At 70.3% G+C, this 22,161-nt stretch carries 15 protein-coding genes; 2 read left to right on the forward strand and 13 right to left on the reverse strand.

The features are described 5' to 3' along the window. Positions 1 to 201: 201 nt before the first annotated feature. Positions 202 to 1,557, reverse strand: coding sequence for an ABC transporter substrate-binding protein (locus ACIA3K_RS07105; protein ID WP_396799628.1), 1,356 nt, complete (start codon positions 1,555 to 1,557; stop codon positions 202 to 204). A 359-nt stretch (positions 1,558 to 1,916) separates the two neighbouring features. On the opposite strand from ACIA3K_RS07105, the gene ACIA3K_RS07110 reads away from it, so the two are divergent. Continuing rightward, on the forward strand, positions 1,917 to 2,942 hold the full coding sequence (locus tag ACIA3K_RS07110) for a LacI family DNA-binding transcriptional regulator (protein ID WP_396799629.1): 1,026 nt from the start codon (positions 1,917 to 1,919) through the stop codon (positions 2,940 to 2,942). A gap of 114 nt (positions 2,943 to 3,056) precedes the next feature. Here the strand turns inward: ACIA3K_RS07110 and ACIA3K_RS07115 are convergent, their stop codons facing one another. From ACIA3K_RS07115 to ACIA3K_RS07145, 7 genes are all read right to left on the reverse strand, one after another. Then, complete coding sequence (locus ACIA3K_RS07115) at positions 3,057 to 4,733, reverse strand: glycoside hydrolase family 27 protein (protein ID WP_396799630.1); 1,677 nt, start codon at positions 4,731 to 4,733, stop codon at positions 3,057 to 3,059. Between the two features lie 264 nt (positions 4,734 to 4,997). Further along, entirely contained in the window at positions 4,998 to 7,394 is a 2,397-nt protein-coding gene (locus ACIA3K_RS07120; RefSeq protein ID WP_396799631.1) for an RICIN domain-containing protein, read from the reverse strand. Between the two features lie 73 nt (positions 7,395 to 7,467). Then, positions 7,468 to 8,319, reverse strand: coding sequence for a sugar phosphate isomerase/epimerase family protein (locus ACIA3K_RS07125; RefSeq protein WP_396799632.1), 852 nt, complete (start codon positions 8,317 to 8,319; stop codon positions 7,468 to 7,470). A gap of 6 nt (positions 8,320 to 8,325) precedes the next feature. Further along, positions 8,326 to 9,516: a substrate-binding domain-containing protein gene (locus ACIA3K_RS07130; RefSeq protein ID WP_396799633.1), complete on the reverse strand. Its 1,191-nt coding sequence runs from the start codon at positions 9,514 to 9,516 to the stop codon at positions 8,326 to 8,328. A gap of 10 nt (positions 9,517 to 9,526) precedes the next feature. After that, the gene (locus ACIA3K_RS07135; protein WP_396799634.1) at positions 9,527 to 10,504 is read right to left on the reverse strand and encodes an ABC transporter permease; all 978 of its coding nucleotides are present in this window, start codon (positions 10,502 to 10,504) and stop codon (positions 9,527 to 9,529) included. A 2-nt stretch (positions 10,505 to 10,506) separates the two neighbouring features. Then, positions 10,507 to 11,481, reverse strand: coding sequence for an ABC transporter permease (locus ACIA3K_RS07140; RefSeq protein WP_396799635.1), 975 nt, complete (start codon positions 11,479 to 11,481; stop codon positions 10,507 to 10,509). Then, positions 11,478 to 12,995 carry a sugar ABC transporter ATP-binding protein gene (locus ACIA3K_RS07145; RefSeq protein ID WP_396799636.1) on the reverse strand — a complete coding sequence of 506 codons (1,518 nt, stop codon included), beginning with the start codon at positions 12,993 to 12,995 and terminating at the stop codon, positions 11,478 to 11,480. The genes ACIA3K_RS07140 and ACIA3K_RS07145 overlap by 4 nt, the downstream gene beginning before the upstream one ends. 524 nt (positions 12,996 to 13,519) lie before the next feature. Between ACIA3K_RS07145 and ACIA3K_RS07150 the strand changes: the two genes are divergently transcribed. After that, complete coding sequence (locus ACIA3K_RS07150; RefSeq protein WP_396799637.1) at positions 13,520 to 17,074, forward strand: ThuA domain-containing protein; 3,555 nt, start codon at positions 13,520 to 13,522, stop codon at positions 17,072 to 17,074. 84 nt (positions 17,075 to 17,158) lie between these two features. On the opposite strand, the gene ACIA3K_RS07155 is transcribed toward ACIA3K_RS07150, so the two are convergent. The 5 genes from ACIA3K_RS07155 to ACIA3K_RS07175 all read right to left on the reverse strand — a co-directional run bounded on the left by ACIA3K_RS07155 (position 17,159) and on the right by ACIA3K_RS07175 (position 22,161). Then, entirely contained in the window at positions 17,159 to 18,130 is a 972-nt protein-coding gene (locus ACIA3K_RS07155) for an aldo/keto reductase (RefSeq protein WP_396799638.1), read from the reverse strand. Further along, entirely contained in the window at positions 18,127 to 19,005 is an 879-nt protein-coding gene (locus tag ACIA3K_RS07160; RefSeq protein ID WP_396799639.1) for an amidohydrolase family protein, read from the reverse strand. Before ACIA3K_RS07160 ends, ACIA3K_RS07155 begins: the two co-directional genes overlap by 4 nt. After that, positions 19,002 to 19,763, reverse strand: coding sequence for an SDR family NAD(P)-dependent oxidoreductase (locus tag ACIA3K_RS07165; protein WP_396799640.1), 762 nt, complete (start codon positions 19,761 to 19,763; stop codon positions 19,002 to 19,004). Before ACIA3K_RS07165 ends, ACIA3K_RS07160 begins: the two co-directional genes overlap by 4 nt. Then, on the reverse strand, positions 19,760 to 20,788 hold the full coding sequence (locus ACIA3K_RS07170; protein WP_396799641.1) for a zinc-binding dehydrogenase: 1,029 nt from the start codon (positions 20,786 to 20,788) through the stop codon (positions 19,760 to 19,762). The genes ACIA3K_RS07165 and ACIA3K_RS07170 overlap by 4 nt, the downstream gene beginning before the upstream one ends. Before the next feature lie 137 nt (positions 20,789 to 20,925). Next, positions 20,926 to 22,161: a mandelate racemase/muconate lactonizing enzyme family protein gene (locus ACIA3K_RS07175; RefSeq protein WP_396799642.1), complete on the reverse strand. Its 1,236-nt coding sequence runs from the start codon at positions 22,159 to 22,161 to the stop codon at positions 20,926 to 20,928.

A 22,161-nucleotide genomic window follows, 5' to 3' on the forward strand; every position in this document is an offset into this window, starting at 1 on the left:
GCGAGTCGGGGACGGTCTGGCCGTGGGGCCGCAGGACGAACACCGCCAAAACCACGACGGGGGGCAGCACTAAAAACCCGCCGGCCCGGGCCGCGCGGGCCCCCCGGCGTCGGTGGGCCCGCGCGGAGGCGGAACGGGCGGGACGACCCACGGACGACGCCCGGCCGTCCCGCCCTGGTGGTGCGCTGCCGAGGGCAGACGTCATCGGGACAGTTCCTTCTCGTACTCGGCCTGGACCGCCTTGACGTACCCCTCGGGCGTCTGCTGGCCGGCGACCAGCTTCTGCATCTCCGGCGTGATCGCGGCGGCGAAGATGCCACCGGTCGCGTTCGCGGTGAAGTCGACCGCGCCGTTCTCGGCCCCGAGCTGCTGCGCCGCCTTGAGGGTCTCGGCCAGCACGGTGTTCGGGGCGGCGGCTGGCACCGGAAGGTCGCTCGGGCCGCCCGGGCTGGACCCGCCGACCGTCACGGCGATCTCCCGCGCCTTGGCGTTGGTGTGGACCCAGTTCAGGAAGAACGCGGCGGCGTCCGGGTTCTTGGCCTTGGCCGAGACCCCGAAGGTGTTGGGGGCGGACATCGCCACGTGCTTGGCGCCGGCGGCCTCGCCGGGGAACAGGAAGAAGCCCACGTTGCCGGGCATCGTCTTGTCGAGGTTCGCCGACTCCCAGTCGCCGTTGAACATGAACAGGCCGTTGCCCTTCTGGAACTGCCCGACCATGCCCGCGTAGTCCAGGGCGTTGGCGTCCTTGGTGAAGTAGCCGGCCTGCGCCCACTTCTGGATGGTCTGGGTGGCCTTCAGGGCGGCCGGCGTGTCGAAGGTGGCCCCCGGCTTCTGGAAGATCCAGTCCGCCACCTGGGCCGGGTCGCCGAACTGGTTCTGCAGCGCCTGGTGCGGGAAGTTGATGCCCGCGGTGTTCTTGTTGAACTGCATGATCGGCTGGACCCCGCTGGTCTTCGCCTTCGCCAGCACCTGCTCGAACTCCGCGACCGTGGCCGGCGGCTGGTTCATGCCGACCTGGGCGGCCAGCTTCTTGTTGTAGAAGACGCCGGTGACGCTGTAGCCGAGCCCCATGCCGTAGAGCGATCCGACGCCCCGTGTCTCGTCGCCGACGCGCAACTGCACGAGCTGCGACGCGGGGAACTTGTCCCAGCCGTACGCGGTGACGTACGGGTCGAGGTTCTTGAGCAGGTCGTCCTTCACGAGGTCGACCATCGTGGGGAGCCGGATGATGTCGGGCGCGTTGTCCGAGGCCATCACGCGGGGGGCGTTCTCCACGATGACCGTGAACTGGTCCTCGCGGATGTTGAACGTGACGTTCGGGTGCTGCTTGGAGAACTCGTCGGCCAGCGCCTTGGCCAGCGGGAAGCCGGTCTCCGCGTACATCTGGAGGGTTACCGGCTCGGTGCCCAGGTCCGTCTTGACGGCGGCGTCGGGCCCGGCGGTCGACGATCGGTCGGCTCCGGGCGCGCTGCACGCCGTGGCGGCGAGCCCCAGCACCAGCAGCGGTGCGAGGACCAGCGCGCCGCGTCGCGGGAATGTCGTCAGCGTATGTGCCATGTCATGACTCCTATGTTCCTCCGCGCGTCCCACGACCCACGGCCGCGCGACGGCTCCACCGGGACCTTCGCGACGGGCGAGCGGCCACGACACGTACACCGTGACCACCTCGCACCGCCGCGCTCGCGTACCGACTCAGCAGGCGACCGACGGCGTCTACCGACGCGCCAAAAGTGGTCGCTAAACTGATTTAGCAGAGCATGCGCGTGACACCGGAGGCTGTCAAGGACAACCTGGCAACGGTCCGGAAACATCGGGTTCACACCACGCCCGACCCGACCGGGGCCGGGCTCCGGGCGCCGACGCATCATGATGGGCGGGAGCGGAGCCCGTGGCGCCGCGCCTGATTCGGAGGACTGATGGGCCGCAACAGAGCAACCCTGGCCGACGTGGCACGGCGGGCCGGGCTGTCCAAGACCGCCGCGTCGATGGTGCTGAACGGCAGGGAGGGCACCCGGCTCTCGGCCGAGGCACACCAGCGCGTGTTCGCCGCCGCCGAGGAGCTGGGCTACCGGCCCAACCTGGCGGCACGTAGCCTGCGTACCCGCAAGACCGCGACCATCGCGTTCGTCTCCGACATCGTCGCCACCACCCGCTTTGCCGGCGGCCTCATCCGCGGCGCGCTCGACGCGGCCCGGGAACGCGACCACGTGCTGCTCATCACCGAGACGCAGGGCGACGCCACCTTCGAGCAGTACGCCATCGAGGCCATGCTCGACCGACAGGTCGACGGGGTGATCTACGCGGCGATGGCCACCCGCCGGCTCACGGTGCCCCCCGCCATCCTCGGCGGCCCGGTGGTGCTGCTCAACGCCACCAGCTCGGACGACCTGCCCTGCGTGCTGCCCGACGACGACCGGGCCGGTCGCGCGGTCGCCGCCGCCCTGCTGGAGTACGGTCACCGCGACGCCATCGCGCTGATCGGCCGCAACCGGATCAAGGAGGGCGACCAGGAGATCTCCCTCGCCGCCCGGGCCCGCCTGCACGGCATCCAGCAGGCGCTGAACGACGCGGGCGTCACCCTCCTGGCGGAGTCCTTCTGCACCGAGTGGCTGCCCGAACACGGTTACGCCGCCACCCGCGCCCTGCTGAACCGACCCCAACGACCAAGTGCCATCATCTGCATGAACGACCGGCTGGCGTTCGGCGCCTACCAGGCACTGGGCGAGGCGGGCCTGACCGTCCCGGACGACATCTCGGTGATCTCGTTCGACGACGATCCGATCGCCGCCTGGCTACGTCCCAGCCTCGCGACCACCGCGCTACCGCACGAACAGATGGGCAGGCGCGCGGTCGAACTGCTCCTTGATGGCGGGGCCGCCGAGCGGTCGCTCGTCGCGATGCCGCTGCGCCGACGCCGGTCCCTCGCGCCTCCCGCCTCCTGATCCGGGCGCTCCCTGCGCGGGGCGGGCCCGGCTCGACGGGGCCGGACGACGACAGGTCCGGTCCGGGGCCGTGCCGCCCCGGACCGGACCTGTCGAGCTGTCAGCGCGGTGTGGCTAGCGCCGGGTCCAGCGTTGGTTGGAGGCCCCGGTGCAGGTCCAGAGGAGCACCGTGGTGCCGTTGGCGGTCGCGTTGTTGTTGACGTCGAGACAGAGGCCCGACGACGCTCCGCTGATCGTGCCGTTCGAGTTGAACGTCCACCGTTGGTTGACGCCGCCGTTGCAGTCCCAGATCTGGACCTTGCTGCCGGCGCTGGCGTTGGTGGGCGCGTCCAGGCACTTGCCGAGCGCCTGGAGGGTCTGTCCGTTGGCCGTCCACCGCTGGTTGGCGGCCCCGTTGCAGTCCCAGATCACCGGCTGGGTGCCGTTGGTGGTGTTGCTCTGCGGGACGTCCAGGCAGCGGCCGGAGGCAACGCTCGCCAGCGCGAAGGAGGTCGTCGGCGGCGGCGTGGTGGTCGGCGGCGGCGTGGTCGGCGGCGGGGTGCTGGTGTCGCCGCCACTGACCCGGTACACCACCGTGCCGTGCGCCGGGACGCTGGCGGAGATGGAGCCGGTGCTCGTGCTGGTGGTGTTGTTCCAGGCGTCCACCAGGGTGAAGGAGCTGCCGGACTTGCCGACGGCGGCGGCGGTCGTGGAGATCGTCGTCGTCGAACCGCCCTGGTTGAACAGCGCGACCGCGACGTCACCGTTGGCCAGCCGCTTGGCCAGCACGCGACGGGTGCCGTCGAACGACACCTGGCCGGCCTGCAACCCCAGGGCATCCTGGTTGATGCCGATCAGGTTGGCGTTCTTGAGGATCGTCTGCGTCGCGGCGTTCATGTTGCGGACGTCGTTGCCGGCGATCAGCGGCGACGCCATCATCGCCCACATCGCGAAGTGGCTGCGCATCTCGGTGTCGTTCATGCCGCCTCGGCCGACCTCCATCATGTCCGGGTCGTTGAATCCACCCGGGCGCGCGTACGAGGCCAGCGGAACGGTCACGTTGATGATGTTCTGGATGCCCATCGGGTAGCCGTTGGTCTGCCCGGTGTCCCACGCGTTGGTGATGTCCTCGGTGGTGCGCCACATGTTCGCCACGTCGCCCCAGTTGCGCTGCGGGCCGGTCTTGGCGTGGATGCTGTTGGAGTTGATGCTGTAGACTATCGGCCGGCCGGTCGCGGCCAGCGCGTCGCGCATCTTCGCGAACGTGGTGACCTGGTCGTTGATGCTGCCGTTCGGCGAGCACCAGTCGTACTTGAGGAAGTCGACGCCCCAGGCGGCGAACTGCCGGGCGTCCTGCGCCTCGTGACCCTGGCTGCCGGTCGCGCCGGGGTAGCTGTTGAAGTACTGGGCGCAGGTCTTGTCCACCGGCACCTGGTAGAGACCGAACTTCAGCCCCCGGGCGTGCAGGTAGTCGCCGAGCGCCTTCATTCCGCTCGGGAAGCGGGTCGGGTCGCCCTGGAGGTTGCCGGAGCTGTCGCGGTTCGGGTTGAACCAGCAGTCGTCGACCACGACGTACTGGTAGCCGAGATCGCGCATTCCACTGCTGACGATCGCGTCGGCGCTCTGCCGGATCAACCCCTCGTTGATGTTGCAACCGAAGGAGTTCCAGCTGTTCCACCCCATCGGGGGTGTCCGGGCGACGCCGTTCTCCAGCGCCTGGGCCCCGGGTGCCCGCAGGCCCACGAGGGCGGCGGCCACGAGAAGCCCGGCCGCCGCTGCCCGCCCCCAGTGACGGGCTCGGATTCGCTTCATTCGGGAGCGTCCTTTCGATAGTGCCATCCACGGGGGACGGCATCCCGGATGAGGCGGGCACCGTCGTGTGCGCGACCACTGTTAGCGTTAACAGCAGACGCCGGTCATATTACGGAGCCGTTTCGTCGAATTCAACTAGTTCTATGTATCCACGTCTTGCCCGTCGCTGCCGGCCGACACTCGGGCCGGTGGTCGACGGGCAGGGGCAGCCCCCGTCGGTCTCGGGTGACCGACGGGGACCGCCTGCCAGGGGCGATCCCTGGTTCAGCCGCGCAACTGCCACTGCTGGTTGGTGCCGCCGTTGCACGACCAGAGGATGAGCTTCGTACCGTTCGCCGTCGCGGCGCCGTTCGCGTCCAGGCAGAGGCCCGACTGCACGCCGGTGATCGTGCCGTTGGCGTTGACGTTCCACTGCTGGTTGGCCTGGCCGTTGCAGTCCCAGATCACCACCTGGGTGCCGTTGGCGGTGCCCGCGCCGGATGCGTCCAGGCACTTGTTGCCGTACACCATGAGCTGCCGGCTGGCGGTCACCGTCCACCGCTGGTTGGCGACCCCGCTGATGCAGTCCCAGAGCTGGGCCTGCGTGCCATTGGTCGTGACGGATCCGCCGATCTCGGCGCAGCGGCCCGACTGGACGCCCACGATCTGCCCGCTCTGCGGATTGGTGCTACCGCCGCTCTGGACGCCGGCCGCCGCGATCACGGACTGCGCGCCCGACGGCCAGTTTCCGTTGGAGACCGTGACGTTGCTGTTGACCACGTTGCCCCGGTCGCCGTTCGTCACGTTGGTGCTGCCGTTGGTCGACCAGTTGTTGGTGACGGTGAAGTTGCCCATGTTCTCCGCGTAGTAGTAGTTCGCGGTGGCCCAGGTGCCGGTGGAGGAGAACACGTTGTTGCGGGCGGTGTAGTAGCGCGAGCCCTCGTCGAAGTAGAGCCCGAACCAGCCGTTGGTCCGCAGGCAGTAGTTCTGGTTGATCGTCCCGCCCGGGTTCGCCGAGAGCGTGTAGATGCACCCGCCGTCGGTCATCTGCTGCATCACGTCGTGCACGTAGTTGCCGATGACCTGGTTGTTCGACGCGGTGGTGGCCGTGGAGTAGCGCGGCTGGTAGTTGTAGAGGCCCCGGTTGGCGTAGTGCTGGCTGCCACCGGCGTCGTTGGCGCCCCAGCCGTAGCCGACGGACAGCCCGGTGTACGGCATGTTGTAGACCTCGTTGTGCGAGACCAGCGAGGTGTTGACGTAGGTGGTCAGGATCGACACCACGCCCCGGTACTCCACGCCCAGGTCGTGCACGCGGTTGTTGCTGATGGTGACGTTCCGGTTGACCATCCGCTGGTCGCCGGGGTGGTGGGCGTCGGCGCGCACGCCGCCGACCACGATGCCGCCGGCCGAGTTGCGGGCGATCTCGGAGCGGGTGACCGTGATGTTGCTGGTGCCCAGGCCGACACCGCTCGCGTGGGCGTTGGCGTCGTTGCCGATGCCGATGGCGGTCTGGCCCAGGTTGACGAACTGGGAGTCGCTGAAGGAGATGGTGTTGGCGGCCGACACCTGCACGGCCGCGGGCATCTGGGCCCAGCTCGGCCGGGTGGCCTCGAACAGCGGGCAGCCCTCCTGGCAGGAGGTCAACGCGTCGGACGGGCGGGCCCAGGTGCCGACGATGTGCGCGCCGGTCTGCTGGTCGGCGAAGCCGTTGCTGCTGCTCGGGCCGAGCCAGCTCGTACCGGTGAAGGTGATGCCGCTGAACGAGATGTGGTGCGCGGGCGCGTCGTACGTCCCGCCCACGTTGACCAGGGACTGAAGCTGCGGCAGCTCCACGCTGACGCTGTTCATGTTCTGTCCGGCGAGCGGGATGTAGTTGAGCTGCCCGCTGCCCGGGTTGAGATACCACTCCCCCGCCGAGTCGAGGAACTCGTACGCGTTGGCCAGGTAGAACGGGCCGGCCCGGTGCGGGCGGGACAGGGTGTCGAAGCCGAACGTGTTGTTGTTCCAGGCCGGCTGCTGCATCGTCAGGAAGTTCCCGCTGATGCTCTGCACGGGCGAGTACCGGTCGGTGAACGAGCCGACGCTCTCCACCTCGACCCGGCTCTGGTTACCGACGTTGTTCAGGTAGCTCAACGCGCTGTTGCTGAACCGCATGCCGGTCGTGGTGAAGGTGAAGTCGGCGCGGTTGACGGCGGTACGCGCCCGGGTGGCGATGGCGCCGTTGACGTAGAGCTGGCGGCTGTCCAGCCCGGTGGGGACGCTGGCCCGCCAGATGTTCTTCGCGGAGTCGACGAGCGACCAGCCGGTGACCGCCCGCGCGCCGCTGATCGTCGGGCGGGCCGAGGCGGCCGCCCGCCAGATCACCTGGTAGCCGCCTGAGCCGGAGTCGGCGGCGGTCAGCCGCAGCGGCGAGGTGAGCCGGTACACGCCGTCGGCCAGCTCCACGACGATGTCACCGGACATGGAGCTGTTGAGCGTCCGGACGGCGGCCTGGGCGCCGGCCAGCGAGCACGGCTGGCTGGCGGAGCAGGTGCTGCCGCCGCCGGACGGGGACGCGTAGAGGGTGGTGGTCGCCGCGGCGGCCGGTGTGGCCGAGGCGGTGACGGCCACCAGGGCGGTAAGTGCCGCCGTGGCCGCGCCGGCGAGGAGCCTGCGCGCCACGGCGATGGATGAGACGGACACGGGACGGTCTCCTGGGGGGGTAGAGGTGGGGTGGTGGGGTTAGCGCTAACAACATGGGCGTGCCGACGCCCGGTCAGGCGACGACCTTGCGGAGGTGGTGCAGGCCGTCGACGGCGAGGCGGTCCTGGGTGGGGGCCAGGGGCCGCCAGATCGACGCCGCGGTGGCGATCGTCGCGTTGTCGGCCGTGAACGACTCGATGCAGACCGCGCCCCGGTAGCCGGTGCCCCGCAGGACGGAGAAGAAGCGGGGCCAGTCGAAGTGGTCCGCCCCGGGAGCGCCCCGATCCGTGCCACTGACCTGGACGTGCTTGATGTGCGGACCGGCCAGCGCGAGGGCCGCGTAGGGGTCTGCCTCCTCGATGTTCATGTGGTACGTATCGATCATGATGCCGACGCTCGAGGGCAGGCCGTCGATCGCCTCGATCGTCTGCTCGACGGTGTTGACCACGCTCGTCTCGTAGCGGTTCAGCGCCTCGACACCGATGCTCACGCCACACTCGCCGGCCCGGTCCGCGACCGGGGCGAGCGCCCGCCGGAAGTCGGCGTAGCAGGCCGCGCGGGCCGCCGTCGACATCCGCCAGGTACGTCCGACGGCCGCGTACACCGGACCGCCGACGCAGGGCGCGCCGACCGCCGACGCGCTCGCCACACACCCCATGAGGTACGCGACGGTCGACTCGACGACGGCCGGCGCGGCGTCCACCAGGTCCCGCCCGGGCGGGGTGACGGCGCAGACCCCGGCCGCAGCCAGGCCGTGCTCGGCCAGCAGGTCCCGCGTGCGGACGGGATCCCAGTCGCCGGGCTGCTCGATCGGCAGTTCGACCGCGTCGAACCCGAACGAGGCGATCCGCGGGATCAACCGGGCGAGGGCCTCGTCGTCGACCGGCGAGGCCCACACCCAGGGGTTGACGCCAATGGCGTACACCGCAACCTACTTCCAGCGCTGGGGATAGCCGGGCAGGTCACGGCAGCCGCACATCGCGTAGTGCAGCGGCGGCATGCTCGCGTCGAGGTACTGGTCCAGGTTGTCCTGGGTGATCGTGGGCTGCGGCAGCTTCCACGGGTTGGAGACCTGGGTTCCGTCGAGGATGCTCAGCGCCGCGATGATCGGTGTCCGCCACTGGTACGTCGGGTAGGTCGGCGCGATGGCGGTGAGCTGCTTGTCCTTCCAGAGCTTCAGGAAGTCGAGCTGGTCCTCGCCGTTCATCGGCGGTACGGGCTTGCCGGCGTCCTGGAACGCCTCGACCGCCGCCACGGCGACCGCTCCGGCGTCCATCCAGACCCCGTCGATCGTGCCGTACCGCTGGATGTAGTCGTTCACGATCTTCTTGGTCTTGGCGGGATCGCCGTCGGTGAACTCCACGCCCACGACGTCGACCTTCGCCTTGTCCAGCGCGATCTTCGCGGCCGACCAGCGGGTCTCCAGCACGTCGACGCCGGGCAGGATGCGCAGCGCCAGCAGCTTGCCGCCGGGCTTCATCTTCTGGCTGACGAACTCGGCGCCGACGTGGCCGAAGCCGTAGCCACCCACCGGGTTGATGAACGTCACGGGGCAGGTGGTGTTGACACCCCGGTCGAAGACGACCACCGGCAGGCCGGCCTTGCAGGCCGCCTCGACCGCCGGGGTGAGCGTCGCGGTGGTGTTCGGCGACACGATGAGCGCGTCGCAGCTCTTGCCGAGCAGATCGTTGATGTCGGCGATCTGCTTCTGGTCCTTGCCCTCGGCGTCGACGTGCACGAACTCGCTGATCCGGGACTTCTGCGCCTCGACCTCGGCCTGCATGGTCTTGAACCCGACCTGCCGCCACGGGTTGTTCAGCGCGGCGTTCGAGAAGCAGATCTTGTGCTTACCGGCCTTCTTGAACTTGGCGGTGTCCACCATCTTCGGGTTGAGCACCTGCTCCCACGGCTTGTCGGCCGGGCCCGTCGGGGCGGCGTCGAGCAGCGCCAACTCGTTGTCGTAGTCGGCCTGCACGAAGAACTTGGACTGCTCGCCGGTGCCCGACCCGGGTGCGGCGGACGCACTGCCAGACGGGGACGCGGTCGGTTCGTCGGTGGCGCATCCGGCGGCGGCCAGCGTCAGCACACCGGCCGCGGCCAGGGCGGTCATGGATCGTCTCATCGAATCACCTTTATCTTGAGGAGGAGGATCGCGAAGCCGAGACCGCCACGGCGAGCAGGATGATCACGCCCTGGACGGTCGATCTGAGGGCACCGGAGACGCCGGTGAAGTTCATCAACGCGAAGAGCGTCTCGAGGGTCAGTGCGCCGAGCATCGCCCCGACGACCGAACCGCGACCGCCGCCGAGGGCGACCCCGCCGAGCACGACGGCGGTGATCGCGGCGAACTCCAGGCCGACGCCGGCCTGGAACGACACACCGCTGTACCCGCCGAGCAGGATCGCCGCGACCGCCGCCGCGACACCGCTGAGCACGAACGCGATCGTCTTGGTGAGACCGACGCGTACGCCGCTCAACTCGGCGGTGCGCGGATTGTCGCCGACGGCGACGAGCGTGCGGCCGAAGTCCGAACGCGTCAGCACCACGGCGATCGTGGCGACGACCAGCAGCACGAGCAGCGCGTACGGGATCCGGCCGAGCAGCGGCACGTCCTCGATGGCCCGTCGGCCGAACCGGCGGAACTCCTCCGACAGGCCGCCCTTCGGTGCGCCGTCGGACCACAGGTAGACGGCGCCGACGAGGATCAGGAACATGCCCAGGGTGGTGATGAAGGACGGCACCCGCAGCACCGTGGTGACCAGACCGTTGACCAGCCCGACGAACGCGCCGCCGACGAGCAGCAACGCGACCACCGGCCAGGTACGCGACGGGTCGCTGTCGATGAGGCGGGCGGCCACGACGACCTGCGCCGTGACCAGGGAGCCCACCGAGAGGTCGAACTCCCCGCTGACGATCACGAAGTACTGACCGGCGGCGAGCAGGATGATCGGCGCGGAGCGACCCAGGAACGACATCAGCGACCCGGGGGCGAGGAAGTCGGGTTGGACGAACGCGATGATGATCAGCAGCACCGCCAGGAGCGCGGCGATCGGCGCGATCCCGTCGGGGCGGATCCGGAGGGTGAGCGGACGACGCTCGGCGACCCGCATGGTCAGGACCCCGCCTTTCGCATGGCCCGTCGGGCGTAGACGGCGACCGCGGCGATGATGATCACGCCACGGATCACCTGCTTGAAGAACGCGTCGACCTCGAGCTGGTTGAAGACCGCGTCGATGCTGGCGAGCAGCAGCACGCCGCCGATCGTGCCGAGGACGCCCCCGCGCCCGCCCGCGAGGGCGGTGCCACCGAGGACCACCGCGGCGATGGACTCCAGGTCGTAGAGCCCTTCGGTGCCCACCCGTGGGGCGCCGGAGCCGAGCCGGCTGGCCAGGTAGACGCCGGCCAGCCCGGCACAGAGGGAGCACAGCACGTGGGCCGTGACGAGGACCCGGTCGTTGCGGACGCCGGAGAGCCGGGCGACCTCCGGATCGCCACCGACGGCGACCAGGTGGTGGCCGAACCGGGTACGCGAGAGGGCGAACCAGGCCGCCGCGGTCACGGCGAGCAGCAGCAGGAAGGACACCGGCACCGGACCGACCCGCTGGTAGCCGAACGTCCGGACGAGAGCGGGCGCGCTCTCGCCGGCCGGGCCGTCGTAGCCGTTGTCGAGGTAGCCCTTGAGCAGCAGTCCGACGCCGAGGGTCGCGATGAACGCGTTGATCCGCAGCTTGGTGACGAGCAGCCCGTTGAGCAGTCCCACGCCGGCGCTGACCGCGAGCGCCAGCCCGATCGCCGGAAGCAGGGCGCCGTCGCTGCCGTTCATCGCCTCGGCCGCCACCAGGGTGCTGAGGCTGATCACGAACGCCACGGAGAGGTCGAGCGACCCACCGAGGATGACCAGGGTCTGCCCGACGGCGACGAGCCCGAGGCCGGCGGCGACGTGCAGCAGGCTCACCGTCGTCGACTGGTTGAAGAGCTGACCGCCGTCGAGCATGACGATCAGCCAGCCGACGACGAGGGTGAGGGCAAGGGCCACGTACACGCCCGGCACGGCACGGCGGGCCGGACGCAGCGACAGGGCGGTCATAGGACAGCCTCCCGGACGGTGGTGGTGCCGACGGCCAGGGCGACGACGTCCTCCTCGGTCGCGCCGGCGGGCAGCTCGCCCGCGATCCGACCGTCGCGGAGGACGACGATCCGGTCGCTCATGCCGAGCAGCTCGGGCAGCTCCGACGAGATCATCAGCACCGCCGCGCCGTCGCTGGCGAGGCGGCGGACGAGGTCGTGGATGGCGGACTTCGCACCCACGTCGATGCCCCGGGTCGGCTCGTCGAAGATCAGGATGCGCGGGCTCAGCGCCAGCCACCGGGCCAGCACCACCTTCTGCTGGTTGCCGCCGGAGAGGAAGCGGATCTCCTGGTCGTCGCCGGCCGAGCGAACCTCCACGGCGGCGAGCAGCTCGCGTACCCGTGCCGTGCGGGCGGCGCGACCGGACCGCGCCGCGAAGGCGGCCCGGCTGGCCAGCAGCGCGTTGTCGAGCACCGACTGTCGTGGCACGATGCCCTCGCCCTTGCGGTCCTCGGTGACGTACGCGATGCCGGCCCGCATGGCGGCGCGCGGTGAGCGCAGCCGCACCGGTTCGCCGTCCAGCTCGACGGCGCCGGTCGTGAACGGCGCCACGCCGAAGAGCGCCCGGGCGAGCGCGGATCGTCCGGAGCCCTGTAGGCCGCCGACGCCGAGCACCTCGCCGGCGCGCAGCTCGAGGTCCACGTCCCGCAGCTTGCGGTTACCCCCACCGCGGACGGTGAGTCGTACCGGCCCGCGGTCGTCGGGGCCGGCCCGCTCGGGGTAGTAGCTGGACAGCTCGCGGCCGACCATGTGCCGGACCAGTTCGTCGGCGGTCGTGCTCGCGGTGTCCACCGTGGTCACCCGGCGACCGTCCTTGAGGACGGTGATCCGACTGGACAGGTCGAAGACCTCGGTGAGTCGGTGCGACACGTACAGCAGACCGATCCCGCGCTCCTGGAGGCGGCGCACCAGCCCGTAGAGCAGTTCGACCTCCTGGTCCGCGAGGGCCGCCGTCGGCTCGTCCATGATGAGCAGTCGCGCGTCCAGGGCGAGCGCCTTGGCGATCTCGACGACCTGCTGCTGGGCGACGCCGAGCCGCCCGACCCGGGCGTCGGCCGGCAGGGCGGTCTCGCCGATCGAGGTGAGCAGGTCGCGGGTGCGGTCGAGCATCGCGCGGCGGTCGACCAACCCACGCCGGACCGGTTCGTGGCCCAGGTAGACGTTCTCCGCGACGGTGCGCTCGGGCAGCAGGTTGAACTCCTGGTGGATGATGCCGACGCCGGCGCGCTGCGCGTCCCGGGGGCCGTGGAACGCGCGCGGTTGACCGGCGAACTCGATGGTGCCCTCGTCCGGGGCGTACCCGCCCGAGACGATCTTCATGAGCGTCGACTTCCCGGCGCCGTTCTCACCGACGACGGCGTGCACCTCGCCCGGCGCGACGTCGAGGTCGATGCCCTCGAGGACGCGTACACCGAGGAAGGACTTGCCGATGCCCCGCAGGGCCAGCAGCGGTGCCGGTGGTGGATCTGACATCCCGATAGCCCTTACAGATAGTAGTCATCGACGAGGTCAGCACAGCCGCCGGTAGGCCGCTCGACGCGCTGAGTGACGCACTTTCGCAGCTTGCTGAAGAACTTGCGTTTTTATGATGCAAACATTTCCTTGACATCGAGGAAACATCACACGTATGAAGATAGATGTTTGGATGCGGGTCCGCAATCCTCGATCTGCGGTGACAGCCAGGCCCAGCACTCGATCGGCACGAGGGCGGGCATGGAGGGGTCAGGCCCGACCACCCCTACCCGGGGGTAACATCAGACGCTCGACGTTATATTGACAGTCCTCGATGGATGATTCATCCTGACCTCGCAGACCTTGGACCAGATCACAGCTCACATCACGCTGTGTGACATCCAGCGGGGCTGACTGCCGTCTCGGCGTACGGCACGACGACCGCGACCAGCACACCCGTGGCTCTCGCGCGCCCAGGCACGACCTGACGCGCTGTCGGCCCGTGCTCGCAATCGCCAGTTGCCCGCCCAGACCTAGGAGACGGTATGCGTCGCCCCACATTGATCATCGGATTGATCGTCGGCCTGTTGGTGGCCCTCGGCCTGGCCCCGCCAGCGTCGGCCGCCCCGGCGTTCCGCGCCCTGTTGTTCACCAAGACCGCCGGCTACCGGCACGACTCGATTCCCGCCGGCATCTCGATGATCCAGCAGCAGGCCGCCGCGAACAACTTCGAGGTGGTGGCGACCGAGGACGCGAGCGTCTTCACGGCCGCCAACCTCGCCACCTTCGACGTGGTCATCATGCTCCAGACCTCCGGCATGGTCTGGACCTCGGCCTCCCAGCGCCAGGCCATCGAGGGCTACCTCGCCAGCGGCAAGGGCATCGTCGGAGTGCACAACGCCACCGACATGGGCATCGAGTCTGAGTACCCGTGGTGGGACCAGATGATGAACGGCGGCGCCCACATGCCCGAGCACTCCCCCGGAGTCCTCGCGGGCACCGCCATCGTCGCCGACAAGCAGCACCCGTCGACGGTCGGCCTGCCGGACCGCTGGAGCCGCAGCGAGGAGTGGTACAACTTCGACTCCAACCCGCGCGGCAATGTGCACGTCCTGGTGACCGCCGACGAGCGCACCTACAACCCGGGCTCCCGGGCGATGGGCCCGGACCACCCGATCTCGTGGTGCCGCAACACCGGTGGCGGACGGGTGTGGGCCACCGCGATGGGCCACGCCATCGACTCCTACAGCGAGACCTACTTCCGCAACCACGTCCTGGGCGGCATCAAGTGGGCCGCCGGCAACCTGCCCGGCGACTGCGGCGGCACCGTCTGGGGCAACTTCGAGAAGCGCACCCTCGACGACAACACCGCCGACCCGATGGCGCTGTCCGTGCTGCCGGACGGTCGCGTCCTGTACGTCCAGCGGGGTGGCCAGGTCAAGATCTTCAAGCCGAGCACGAACAGCACCGTCACCGCCGCCACGCTGAGCGTCTACACCGGCGGTGAGGACGGCCTCACCGGCGTGGCGATAGACCCCGCGTTCGCCAGCAACGGATACGTCTACCTGTACCACTCACCCGCGAGCAGCTCGACCGACGTCAACCGGGTGTCCCGCTACACGCTCTCCGGTGACACGCTCAACCTGTCCACCGAGGCCCGGATCATCGACATCCCCGCGTACCGGGACCGGACCTTCGCGGAGCCCGGGCACACCGGCGGTTACATCGACTTCGGCCCGGATGGCAACCTCTACATCGGCACCGGCGACGACACGCCACCCAACCTCGACCCCAACTGGCAGGGGTACGCCCCGCTGGACTGGCGCTCGGGCAAGTCCAACCTGGACGCTGCACGGTCCGCCGGTAACACCAACGACCTGCGGGGCAAGCTGCTGCGCATCAAGCCCTCGGCCAGCGGCGGGTACACCATCCCGACGGGCAACCTCTACCCCCAGGGCACGGCGCAGACCAAGCCCGAGGTGTACGCCATGGGCTTCCGCAACCCGTTCCGCTTCTCGATCGACCCGACCACCGGGTGGGTCTACCTGGCCGACTACGGCCCGGACCGCAACCCGCCGACGACCAACCGCGGCCCGGAGGGTCTCGTCGAGCTGAATGTGATCAAGACGGCCGGTAACTACGGCTGGCCGTTCTGCCACGGCAACAACCAGCCGTACGCGCCGTTCAACCCGGACACCGGTGTGGTCGGGGCGAAGTTCAACTGCAGCGCGCCGGTCAACAACTCGCCCAACAACACCGGCCTGGTCAACCTCAAGCCGGTCGTCTCGCCGAACATCTGGTACGGCTACCCGGCCTCGACGACCTTCCCCGAGCTGGGCTCCGGCGGGTCGGCCCCGATGGGCGGCCCGGTGTACCGGTACAACGCGAACAACCCGTCGGCCACGAAGTTCCCGCCGTACTACGACGGCGTGCACTTCTTCTACGAGTGGGCCCGCAACTACGTCAAGGAGGTGCACTTCGACTCCTCGACGGCGGTCACCCGGACGAACCCGTTCCTGCCCGGCGGCAACTTCAACAAGCCCATGGACATGGAGTTCGGCCCCGACGGCTCGCTGTACCTGCTGGAGTGGGGCTCGAACTTCGGCGGCGGCAACAACGACTCCGGGCTCTACCGGATCGACTACATCCAGGGCGGCCGGTCACCGATCGCGAAGGCCGTCGGCACGCCGACCAGTGGCAGCGCCCCGCTGACCGTCCAGTTCAGCAGCGCCGGCACCAACGACCCCGACCCCGGCAACACCCTCAGCTACCAGTGGACCTTCGGTGACGGTGGTACGTCCACGGCAGCCAACCCGACACACACCTACACGGCCAACGGCGACTACACCGCACAGCTGAAGGTCACCGACAACACCGGCAAGACCGGCTTCGCCAACGTGCAGATCACCGTCGGCAACACCGCCCCGGTGGTCACCATCAACGTGCCGCCCAACGGCGGTATGCTGAACTTCGGCGACAAGGTCTCGTACACGGTCAGTGTCTCCGACCCCGGCGGCGCGGCCATCGACTGCACCAAGGTGTTCGTCAACCCGGCCCTCGGCCACGACGACCACGCCCACGAGACCACCGAGTACCCGGGCTGTTCGGGGACCATCTCCACCGACCTGCTCGGTGGGCACCCCGAGGGCGCGAACCTGTACTACGTGCTCAACGCCCGCTACACCGACAACGGCGGCTCGGGTGGCGGCTCGCCGCTGACCGGCTACGCGCAGGCGATCCTGCAACCGAAGCACAAGCAGGCCGAGTACTTCAGCAGCCAGTCCGGCGTCCGGGTCGTCGACCAGAGCGCCGCGGAGAGCGGCAAGCGCGTCGGCGACATCTCCAACAACGACTGGGTGGCGTTCAACCCGATGAGCCTGTCGGGCATCAGCACCGTCAGCTACCGGCTGTCGTCGCCCAGCGGCGGCGGAAGCATCGAGCTGCGGGCCGACTCGCCGACCGGCACCCTGCTGGCGACGACGTCGGTGCCCAGCACCGGCGGCTGGGACAACTACCAGTCCACGGCGGCGACGAGCGTCGCGGCCCTGTCCGGGACGCACACCCTCTACATGGTGTTCAAGGGCAGCTCGTCCAACTGGTTCGACCTCGACGCCTTCACCTTCGGTGGCAACGGCGTGGGGGTCCCCGGCACCGACACCGGCACCGGCGTGGCCGGGAAGACCTGGACCCTGACGGCCCAACACAGCGGCAAGCTGATGGACGTCAGCGGTGTCTCCACCGCCGACGGCGCCCAGGTGGTGCAGTGGGCGGCCACCGGGGCCAACAACCAGAAGTGGCAGGCGGTGGACGCCGGCAACGGCGCCGTCTACCTCAAGGCGGTGCACAGCGGTAAGTGCCTCGACGTCGTCGGAGGCTCGACCGCGCAGGGCGCCTTCCTGCAACACACCACCTGCAACAACTCCAACCAACAGAAGTTCACCGTGACGGCGACCGGCACCACCGGTGTCTACACGGTCAAGAGCGCGCTGAGCGGGCTCTGCCTGGACGTCAACGGTGCCTCGACCGCCGACGGGGCCCGACTGTTGCAGTGGGGCTGCCACAGCGCCGCCAACCAGCAGTGGCGGTTCACCCAGGTCTGACCACCGGACCTGGCGCGAACGAAGCGCCGGCCACCCGCTCCTGACGACGGGTGGCCGGCGCTCCGGCTTTTCAGCGTCGCGCCGTCAGCGGAGCAGTCCGGCGTCGCGCAGCGCCACCCAGAGCCGCTCCGGGACGTCCGCGTCGAAGCGGCGCAGGGTTGCGGTCACCTGGGCCTCGTCCCGCAGGCCGACCACCGTCGAGACCACCACCGGGTGCCGGCGGACGAACGCCAGCGCCGCCTGGGGCAGCGTGACGCCGTACTCCTGACAGACCGCCGCCATCCGCCGGGCCCGTTCGATCACCTCGGGCGGCGCCTGCTGGTAGTTGTAGGTCGCGTCGGCCGGCGGCTGGTCGCGGGCCAGCAATCCGGAGTTGTAGACCCCGGCGATCACCACGCCCACGCCCGCAGCCTGCGCGGCCGGCAGCAGGTCGTCGGCCGCACCCTGTTCGAGGAGGGTGTAGCGGCCGGCGCACATCACCACGTCGATGTCGGTCTCCCGGACGAAGCGGGCCAGCATCGCCGACTGGTTCATGCCGGCGCCGATCGCGCCGACGACCCCCTGGTCCCGCAGCTCGACCAGTGCGGGCACCGCCTCGGTCGCCGCCTGCGCCCAGTGCTCGTCCGGGTCATGCAGGTACACCACATCCACACGGTCCAGACCGGTGCGCTCCAGGCTGGCCTCCAACGACCGCAGGACACCGTCGCGGCTGAAGTCCCAGACCCGCCGGTGGTCGGCCGGCACGTCGAATCCCTCCGGGTCGCGGTCCCGCGCGCCCTCGGGCGAGGGTACGAGCAGCCGCCCGACCTTCGTCGACACCACGTACTCGTCGCGGGGCCGGGACCGCAGCGCCGCCCCCAACCGGCGCTCGGACAGGCCGAGACCGTAGTGCGGCGCGGTGTCGAAGTACCGGATGCCGGCGTCCCAGGCGGTGTCGACGGCCGCCGCGAACTCCTCGTCCGACGTCGCCCGGTACAGGTTGCCGCCCTGCGCCGCGCCGAAGCCCAGCGTGGTGAGGCGTACCCCCGGTCGCCGGGGCAGTTCCCGGCCCGTCACGGCTCCCCCAACCCGTACGCGCGGACGGCGGTCTCCCGCCAGATCGACGCCTGCTCCGCGTCGGCGAGCGGTTCCAGCAGGTCGGCGAGGACACCGACCCACCGGACGTAGGAGCTGGCGAGCAGGCACACCGGCCAGTCGGAGCCGAACATGAGCCGGTGCGGTCCGAACGCGTCGAGCGCGTGGTCGATGGCGGGGCGCAGGTCGGTAGCGGACCAAGACGAGCCGTCCACCTCGGTCACCAGGCCGGAGAGCTTCGCGGTGACGTTCGGCTCGGCGGCGAGCGCGCGCAGGTTGACGGGCCAGTCGCCCAGGTCTCCCCTGCCGAGGGACGGCTTGGCGAGGTGATCCAGGACGAACGACACCTCGGGCAGGTCCCGGACGAGCCGGGTGGCCGCCGGCAGTTGGTGGTCGCGGACCAGCAGGTCGTAGGCGAGACCGGCGGCCCCGACAGCCGCGATGCCCCGCCGGACGTCGCGCCGGTCGAGGTACGCCGGGTCGGGCTCGGACTGGACCAGGTGGCGGATGGCGACCAGCCGGTCACCGCCGCGGGCGGTACGCAGCCGGTCGAGGCGCTCGTCGATGTCGTCGGCGGTGAGGTTGACCCAGCCGACGACGCCGCCGATGAGGGGATCGTCGGCCGCGATGCCCAGCAGGTGTTCCGTCTCCGCCACGGAGGCGATGGACTGCACGACGACGGTCTCGGTGACCCCGGCGGCCCGCGCCGCCGGAGCGAGATCCGCCGGGGTGAAGTCGTTGTCGATCGCCGCCATCGTGTCCGGGTCGATCCACGGTTGCGGGTGCCGGGCGCGGACCCAGAGGTGGTGGTGCGCGTCGATGATGCCGGGACGCCCGGCCGGCGTGGGCCCGGTCATCGGCCCAACCATCCGCCGTCGACGGGCAGGACGGTGCCGTGCACGTAGTCCGACGCGGCGGCGGCCAGGAACACGGTGGCGCCGGCCAGATCGTCGGCGCGTCCCCACCGGCCGGCCGGGATCCGACCCAGGATGGCGTCGTTGCGTACGGGGTCGTCGCGCAGCGCCTGGGTGTTGTCGGTGGCGATGTAGCCGGGCGCGATCGCGTTGACGTTGACCCCGTGGCCGGCCCACTCGTTGGACAGGGCCCTGGTCAGCCCGGCGAGGCCGGACTTGGCCGCCGTGTAGCTCGCGACGTTGATGCCGCCCTGGAAGCTCAGCAGCGAGGCGGTGAAGATGACCTTGCCGCGACCCCGGTCGACCATCCGCCGGCCGATCTCCCGGGTCAGCACGAACTGGCTGGACAGGTTCACCTGCACCACCCGGTCCCACATCTCGTCGGGGTGCTCCACGGCCGGCGCCCGGGCGATCGTGCCGCCGTTGTTCACCAGGATGTCCACCGGCGCCACCGCCTCGGCCTCCTCGGCCAGCCGGTACACCGCAGCCCGGTCGCCCAGGTCGGTCCGGATGCCGGTGAACCGGCGACCGGCGGCCTCGACGCGCCGTTGGACCTCACTGCCCTCCGGCTCCAACTGCGCCGACACCCCGATGACGTCCGCGCCGGCCAACGCCAGGGCCTCGGCCATCGCCAGGCCGATCCCCCGTCGGGCCCCGGTCACCAGGGCGGTCCGTCCGGTCAGGTCGAACAGGACGCTCATCGCTCCTCCTCCCGCCAGTCGAGCAGCACCTTCATGACGCCTCCGCCGGACTCCAGAGCCGTGAACGCGTCCGTGACGCCGGCCACCGGGAGCACCCGGGAGATCAGCTCCTGGGCCGGGATGAGGCCCGCCGCCACCAGCCGGATCGCCTCGACGACGTCCTCGCGCCGGTACAGCCGCGCGCCCAGCAACTCCAGTTCCCGCCAGAAGAAGCGGTGCAGGTTCACCGGGCGTGGCTGCGGGTGGATCGCCACCATCACCAGCCTGCCCCGGGTGGTCAGCACGTCCACCGCCGTGCCGACGCCGGCGGCCGAACCGGACACCTCGAACGCGACGTCCGCGCCCGCGCCGCCGGTCCGTTCGTTGACCAGCGCCACCACGTCGGTCGGCCCCGGGTCGACGGCCTCGATGCCGATGCCCGACGCGACTCCGCGCCGGAAACCGTCCGGTTCGACGAGCAGGACCTGTGCCCCCCGCTCACGGGCGACGGCAGCGATGAGGACGCCCACCGGGCCCCCGCCGACGACGACCACGTGCTCACCGGACGCCACCTGCGCCCGGCCGACGTCGTGCACCGCCACGGCGACGGGCTCGACGAGCGCCGCGCGGTCCAACGGCAGGTCGTCGGGGAGCGGCAGCACCAGATCCGCCGGCACCGTCCAGGACGACTGCATCGCGCCGGGCGAGTCGATGCCGAGGAAGTCCATCGCGTGACAGATGTGCGAGTGGCCACGACGGCACGCCGGGCACTGCCCGCAGGCGCGCGTGGGCATCACGGTGACGGGCTGCCCGACCCGCAGGTCGGTCACGCCGTCGCCGACGGCGGCGACGTGCCCCGACATCTCGTGTCCCAGGACCGCCGACGCGCCGACCCGGGCGTCCATGTCGCCGTGGAAGATGTGCAGGTCCGTACCGCAGATCCCGGTGTACGCCACCGCGATCCGTACCTGGCCCGGGCCCGGCGGTTCCGGTGCGCGGTCCTCGATCCCGAGGTCCCGAGCTCCCTTGTAGACAACTGCCTTCACTGCTGCTCCGTCTCGACGTGGTTGGTACGTACGGTGCGGGTGACAGGGCGGCCGGAGCCGCGTCCGCGGAGTCGGCGCCACCGACACGGTAATCATCCGACCAATTGCGGTCCAGTGCGGTTACGGTCCGTACCGACTCAGTGCCGCAGCGGCGCCACGTCGTTCGGGGACGTGACCGCGTCGACGAGCAGGGCCTCGACCCCGGCCGGCACGGCGGCGACCGGGGACTCGGCCACCGCGAGCAGCCGCTTGCCGGCTCGCTCCGGACGGACGTTCGGGCTGTCGGCGGTCGGAGTGCCCGGACGGTGTCCGGCGGCCGCGATCGCCGCCTCGTCCACCCGTACCCCGAGGCCCGGGGTCTCACCCAGGACGAACGCGCCGTCCTCGACGTGCAGGTCGAGGCCGATACCCGTCGGTGGTCGCAGATCCTGCAACTCGCTGACCAGATGGTTGGGTACCGAGGTCGCGGCGTGCAGCAGCCCGACGGGGATGTTGCCGATGGGGCTGACCGGCAGGTCGTGGGCGTGCGCCAGGGCCGCGACCCGCAGGAAGTGGGTGACCCCCCAGACGGCGGCCGTCTGCACGATGTCGACTCCGCCCGCCGCGATCAGCGGACGGTACTGCTCCAGCCCGGTGAGGTTCTCACCGGTGGCGATCGAGGCCCGTACGCCCCGACCCACGGCGGCCAGGCCCTCGGCGTCCCAGCGGCGGACCGGCTCCTCGATCCAGATCAGATCGAGGGTACGTTCCAGCTCGGCCACGTGCCGGACGGCCTGCTTACGCGACCACGCCTCGTTGACGTCGAGCATCAGGCCCGGCCGTCGGCCGCGCCCGGCCTCGGTCAACACCTCCCGGACCAGGCCGAGCCGGTGCCGGTCCCGCTCGATGTCGAGGCCGCCCTTGAGCTTGGCGGCCCGCAGGCCGTACCCGGCGTAGACCTCGTACTCGGCGACGAGCTCGTCGTCGGTCAGCCCGATGTCGAGACCGGAGGCGTACGCGGGAACGCGCCGGTCCCGACCACCGAGCAGGCGCCAGAGCGGCTCACCGGCCATCTTCGCCTTGATGTCCCACAGGGCGGTGTCCAGCGCGCCGATTGTCCCGAACACCAGGCCGGCGTGCCCGGCCTTGAACGTCTGCCGCAGCATCCGATCGTACAGGGTGGACACCGCGCGGGGATCTTCCCCTTCGATGGCCGGGAAGATCGCGTCGATCTCCACGTGCGGCCCGAGGCCGATGCCGTCGATCCCCTCGTCGGTCTCGACGATGGTGATCGGCAGCGTCGTCACGCCGTCGGGGAACACGCCGTTGGCGTCGCCGACGGGTCGGCCCCACTCCTGGACGGTCGTCAGGGTTCGATACCCGGTGATGCGCAT

The sequence above is a fragment of the Micromonospora sp. NPDC051543 genome, assembly GCF_044454415.1.
Lineage (GTDB): Bacteria > Actinomycetota > Actinomycetes > Mycobacteriales > Micromonosporaceae > Micromonospora.

Coding starts and splice junctions, on each gene's coding strand:
- ACIA3K_RS07165 (WP_396799640.1), bottom strand. CDS start 19,763: ATGAGCGTCCTGTTCGACCTGACCGGACGGACCGCCCTGGTGACCGGG.
- ACIA3K_RS07135 (WP_396799634.1), bottom strand. CDS start 10,504: ATGCGGGTCGCCGAGCGTCGTCCGCTCACCCTCCGGATCCGCCCCGAC.
- ACIA3K_RS07175 (WP_396799642.1), bottom strand. CDS start 22,161: ATGCGCATCACCGGGTATCGAACCCTGACGACCGTCCAGGAGTGGGGC.
- ACIA3K_RS07105 (WP_396799628.1), bottom strand. CDS start 1,557: ATGGCACATACGCTGACGACATTCCCGCGACGCGGCGCGCTGGTCCTC.
- ACIA3K_RS07115 (WP_396799630.1), bottom strand. CDS start 4,733: ATGAAGCGAATCCGAGCCCGTCACTGGGGGCGGGCAGCGGCGGCCGGG.
- ACIA3K_RS07140 (WP_396799635.1), bottom strand. CDS start 11,481: ATGACCGCCCTGTCGCTGCGTCCGGCCCGCCGTGCCGTGCCGGGCGTG.
- ACIA3K_RS07110 (WP_396799629.1), top strand. CDS start 1,917: ATGGGCCGCAACAGAGCAACCCTGGCCGACGTGGCACGGCGGGCCGGG.
- ACIA3K_RS07145 (WP_396799636.1), bottom strand. CDS start 12,995: ATGTCAGATCCACCACCGGCACCGCTGCTGGCCCTGCGGGGCATCGGC.
- ACIA3K_RS07150 (WP_396799637.1), top strand. CDS start 13,520: ATGCGTCGCCCCACATTGATCATCGGATTGATCGTCGGCCTGTTGGTG.
- ACIA3K_RS07130 (WP_396799633.1), bottom strand. CDS start 9,516: ATGAGACGATCCATGACCGCCCTGGCCGCGGCCGGTGTGCTGACGCTG.
- ACIA3K_RS07160 (WP_396799639.1), bottom strand. CDS start 19,005: ATGACCGGGCCCACGCCGGCCGGGCGTCCCGGCATCATCGACGCGCAC.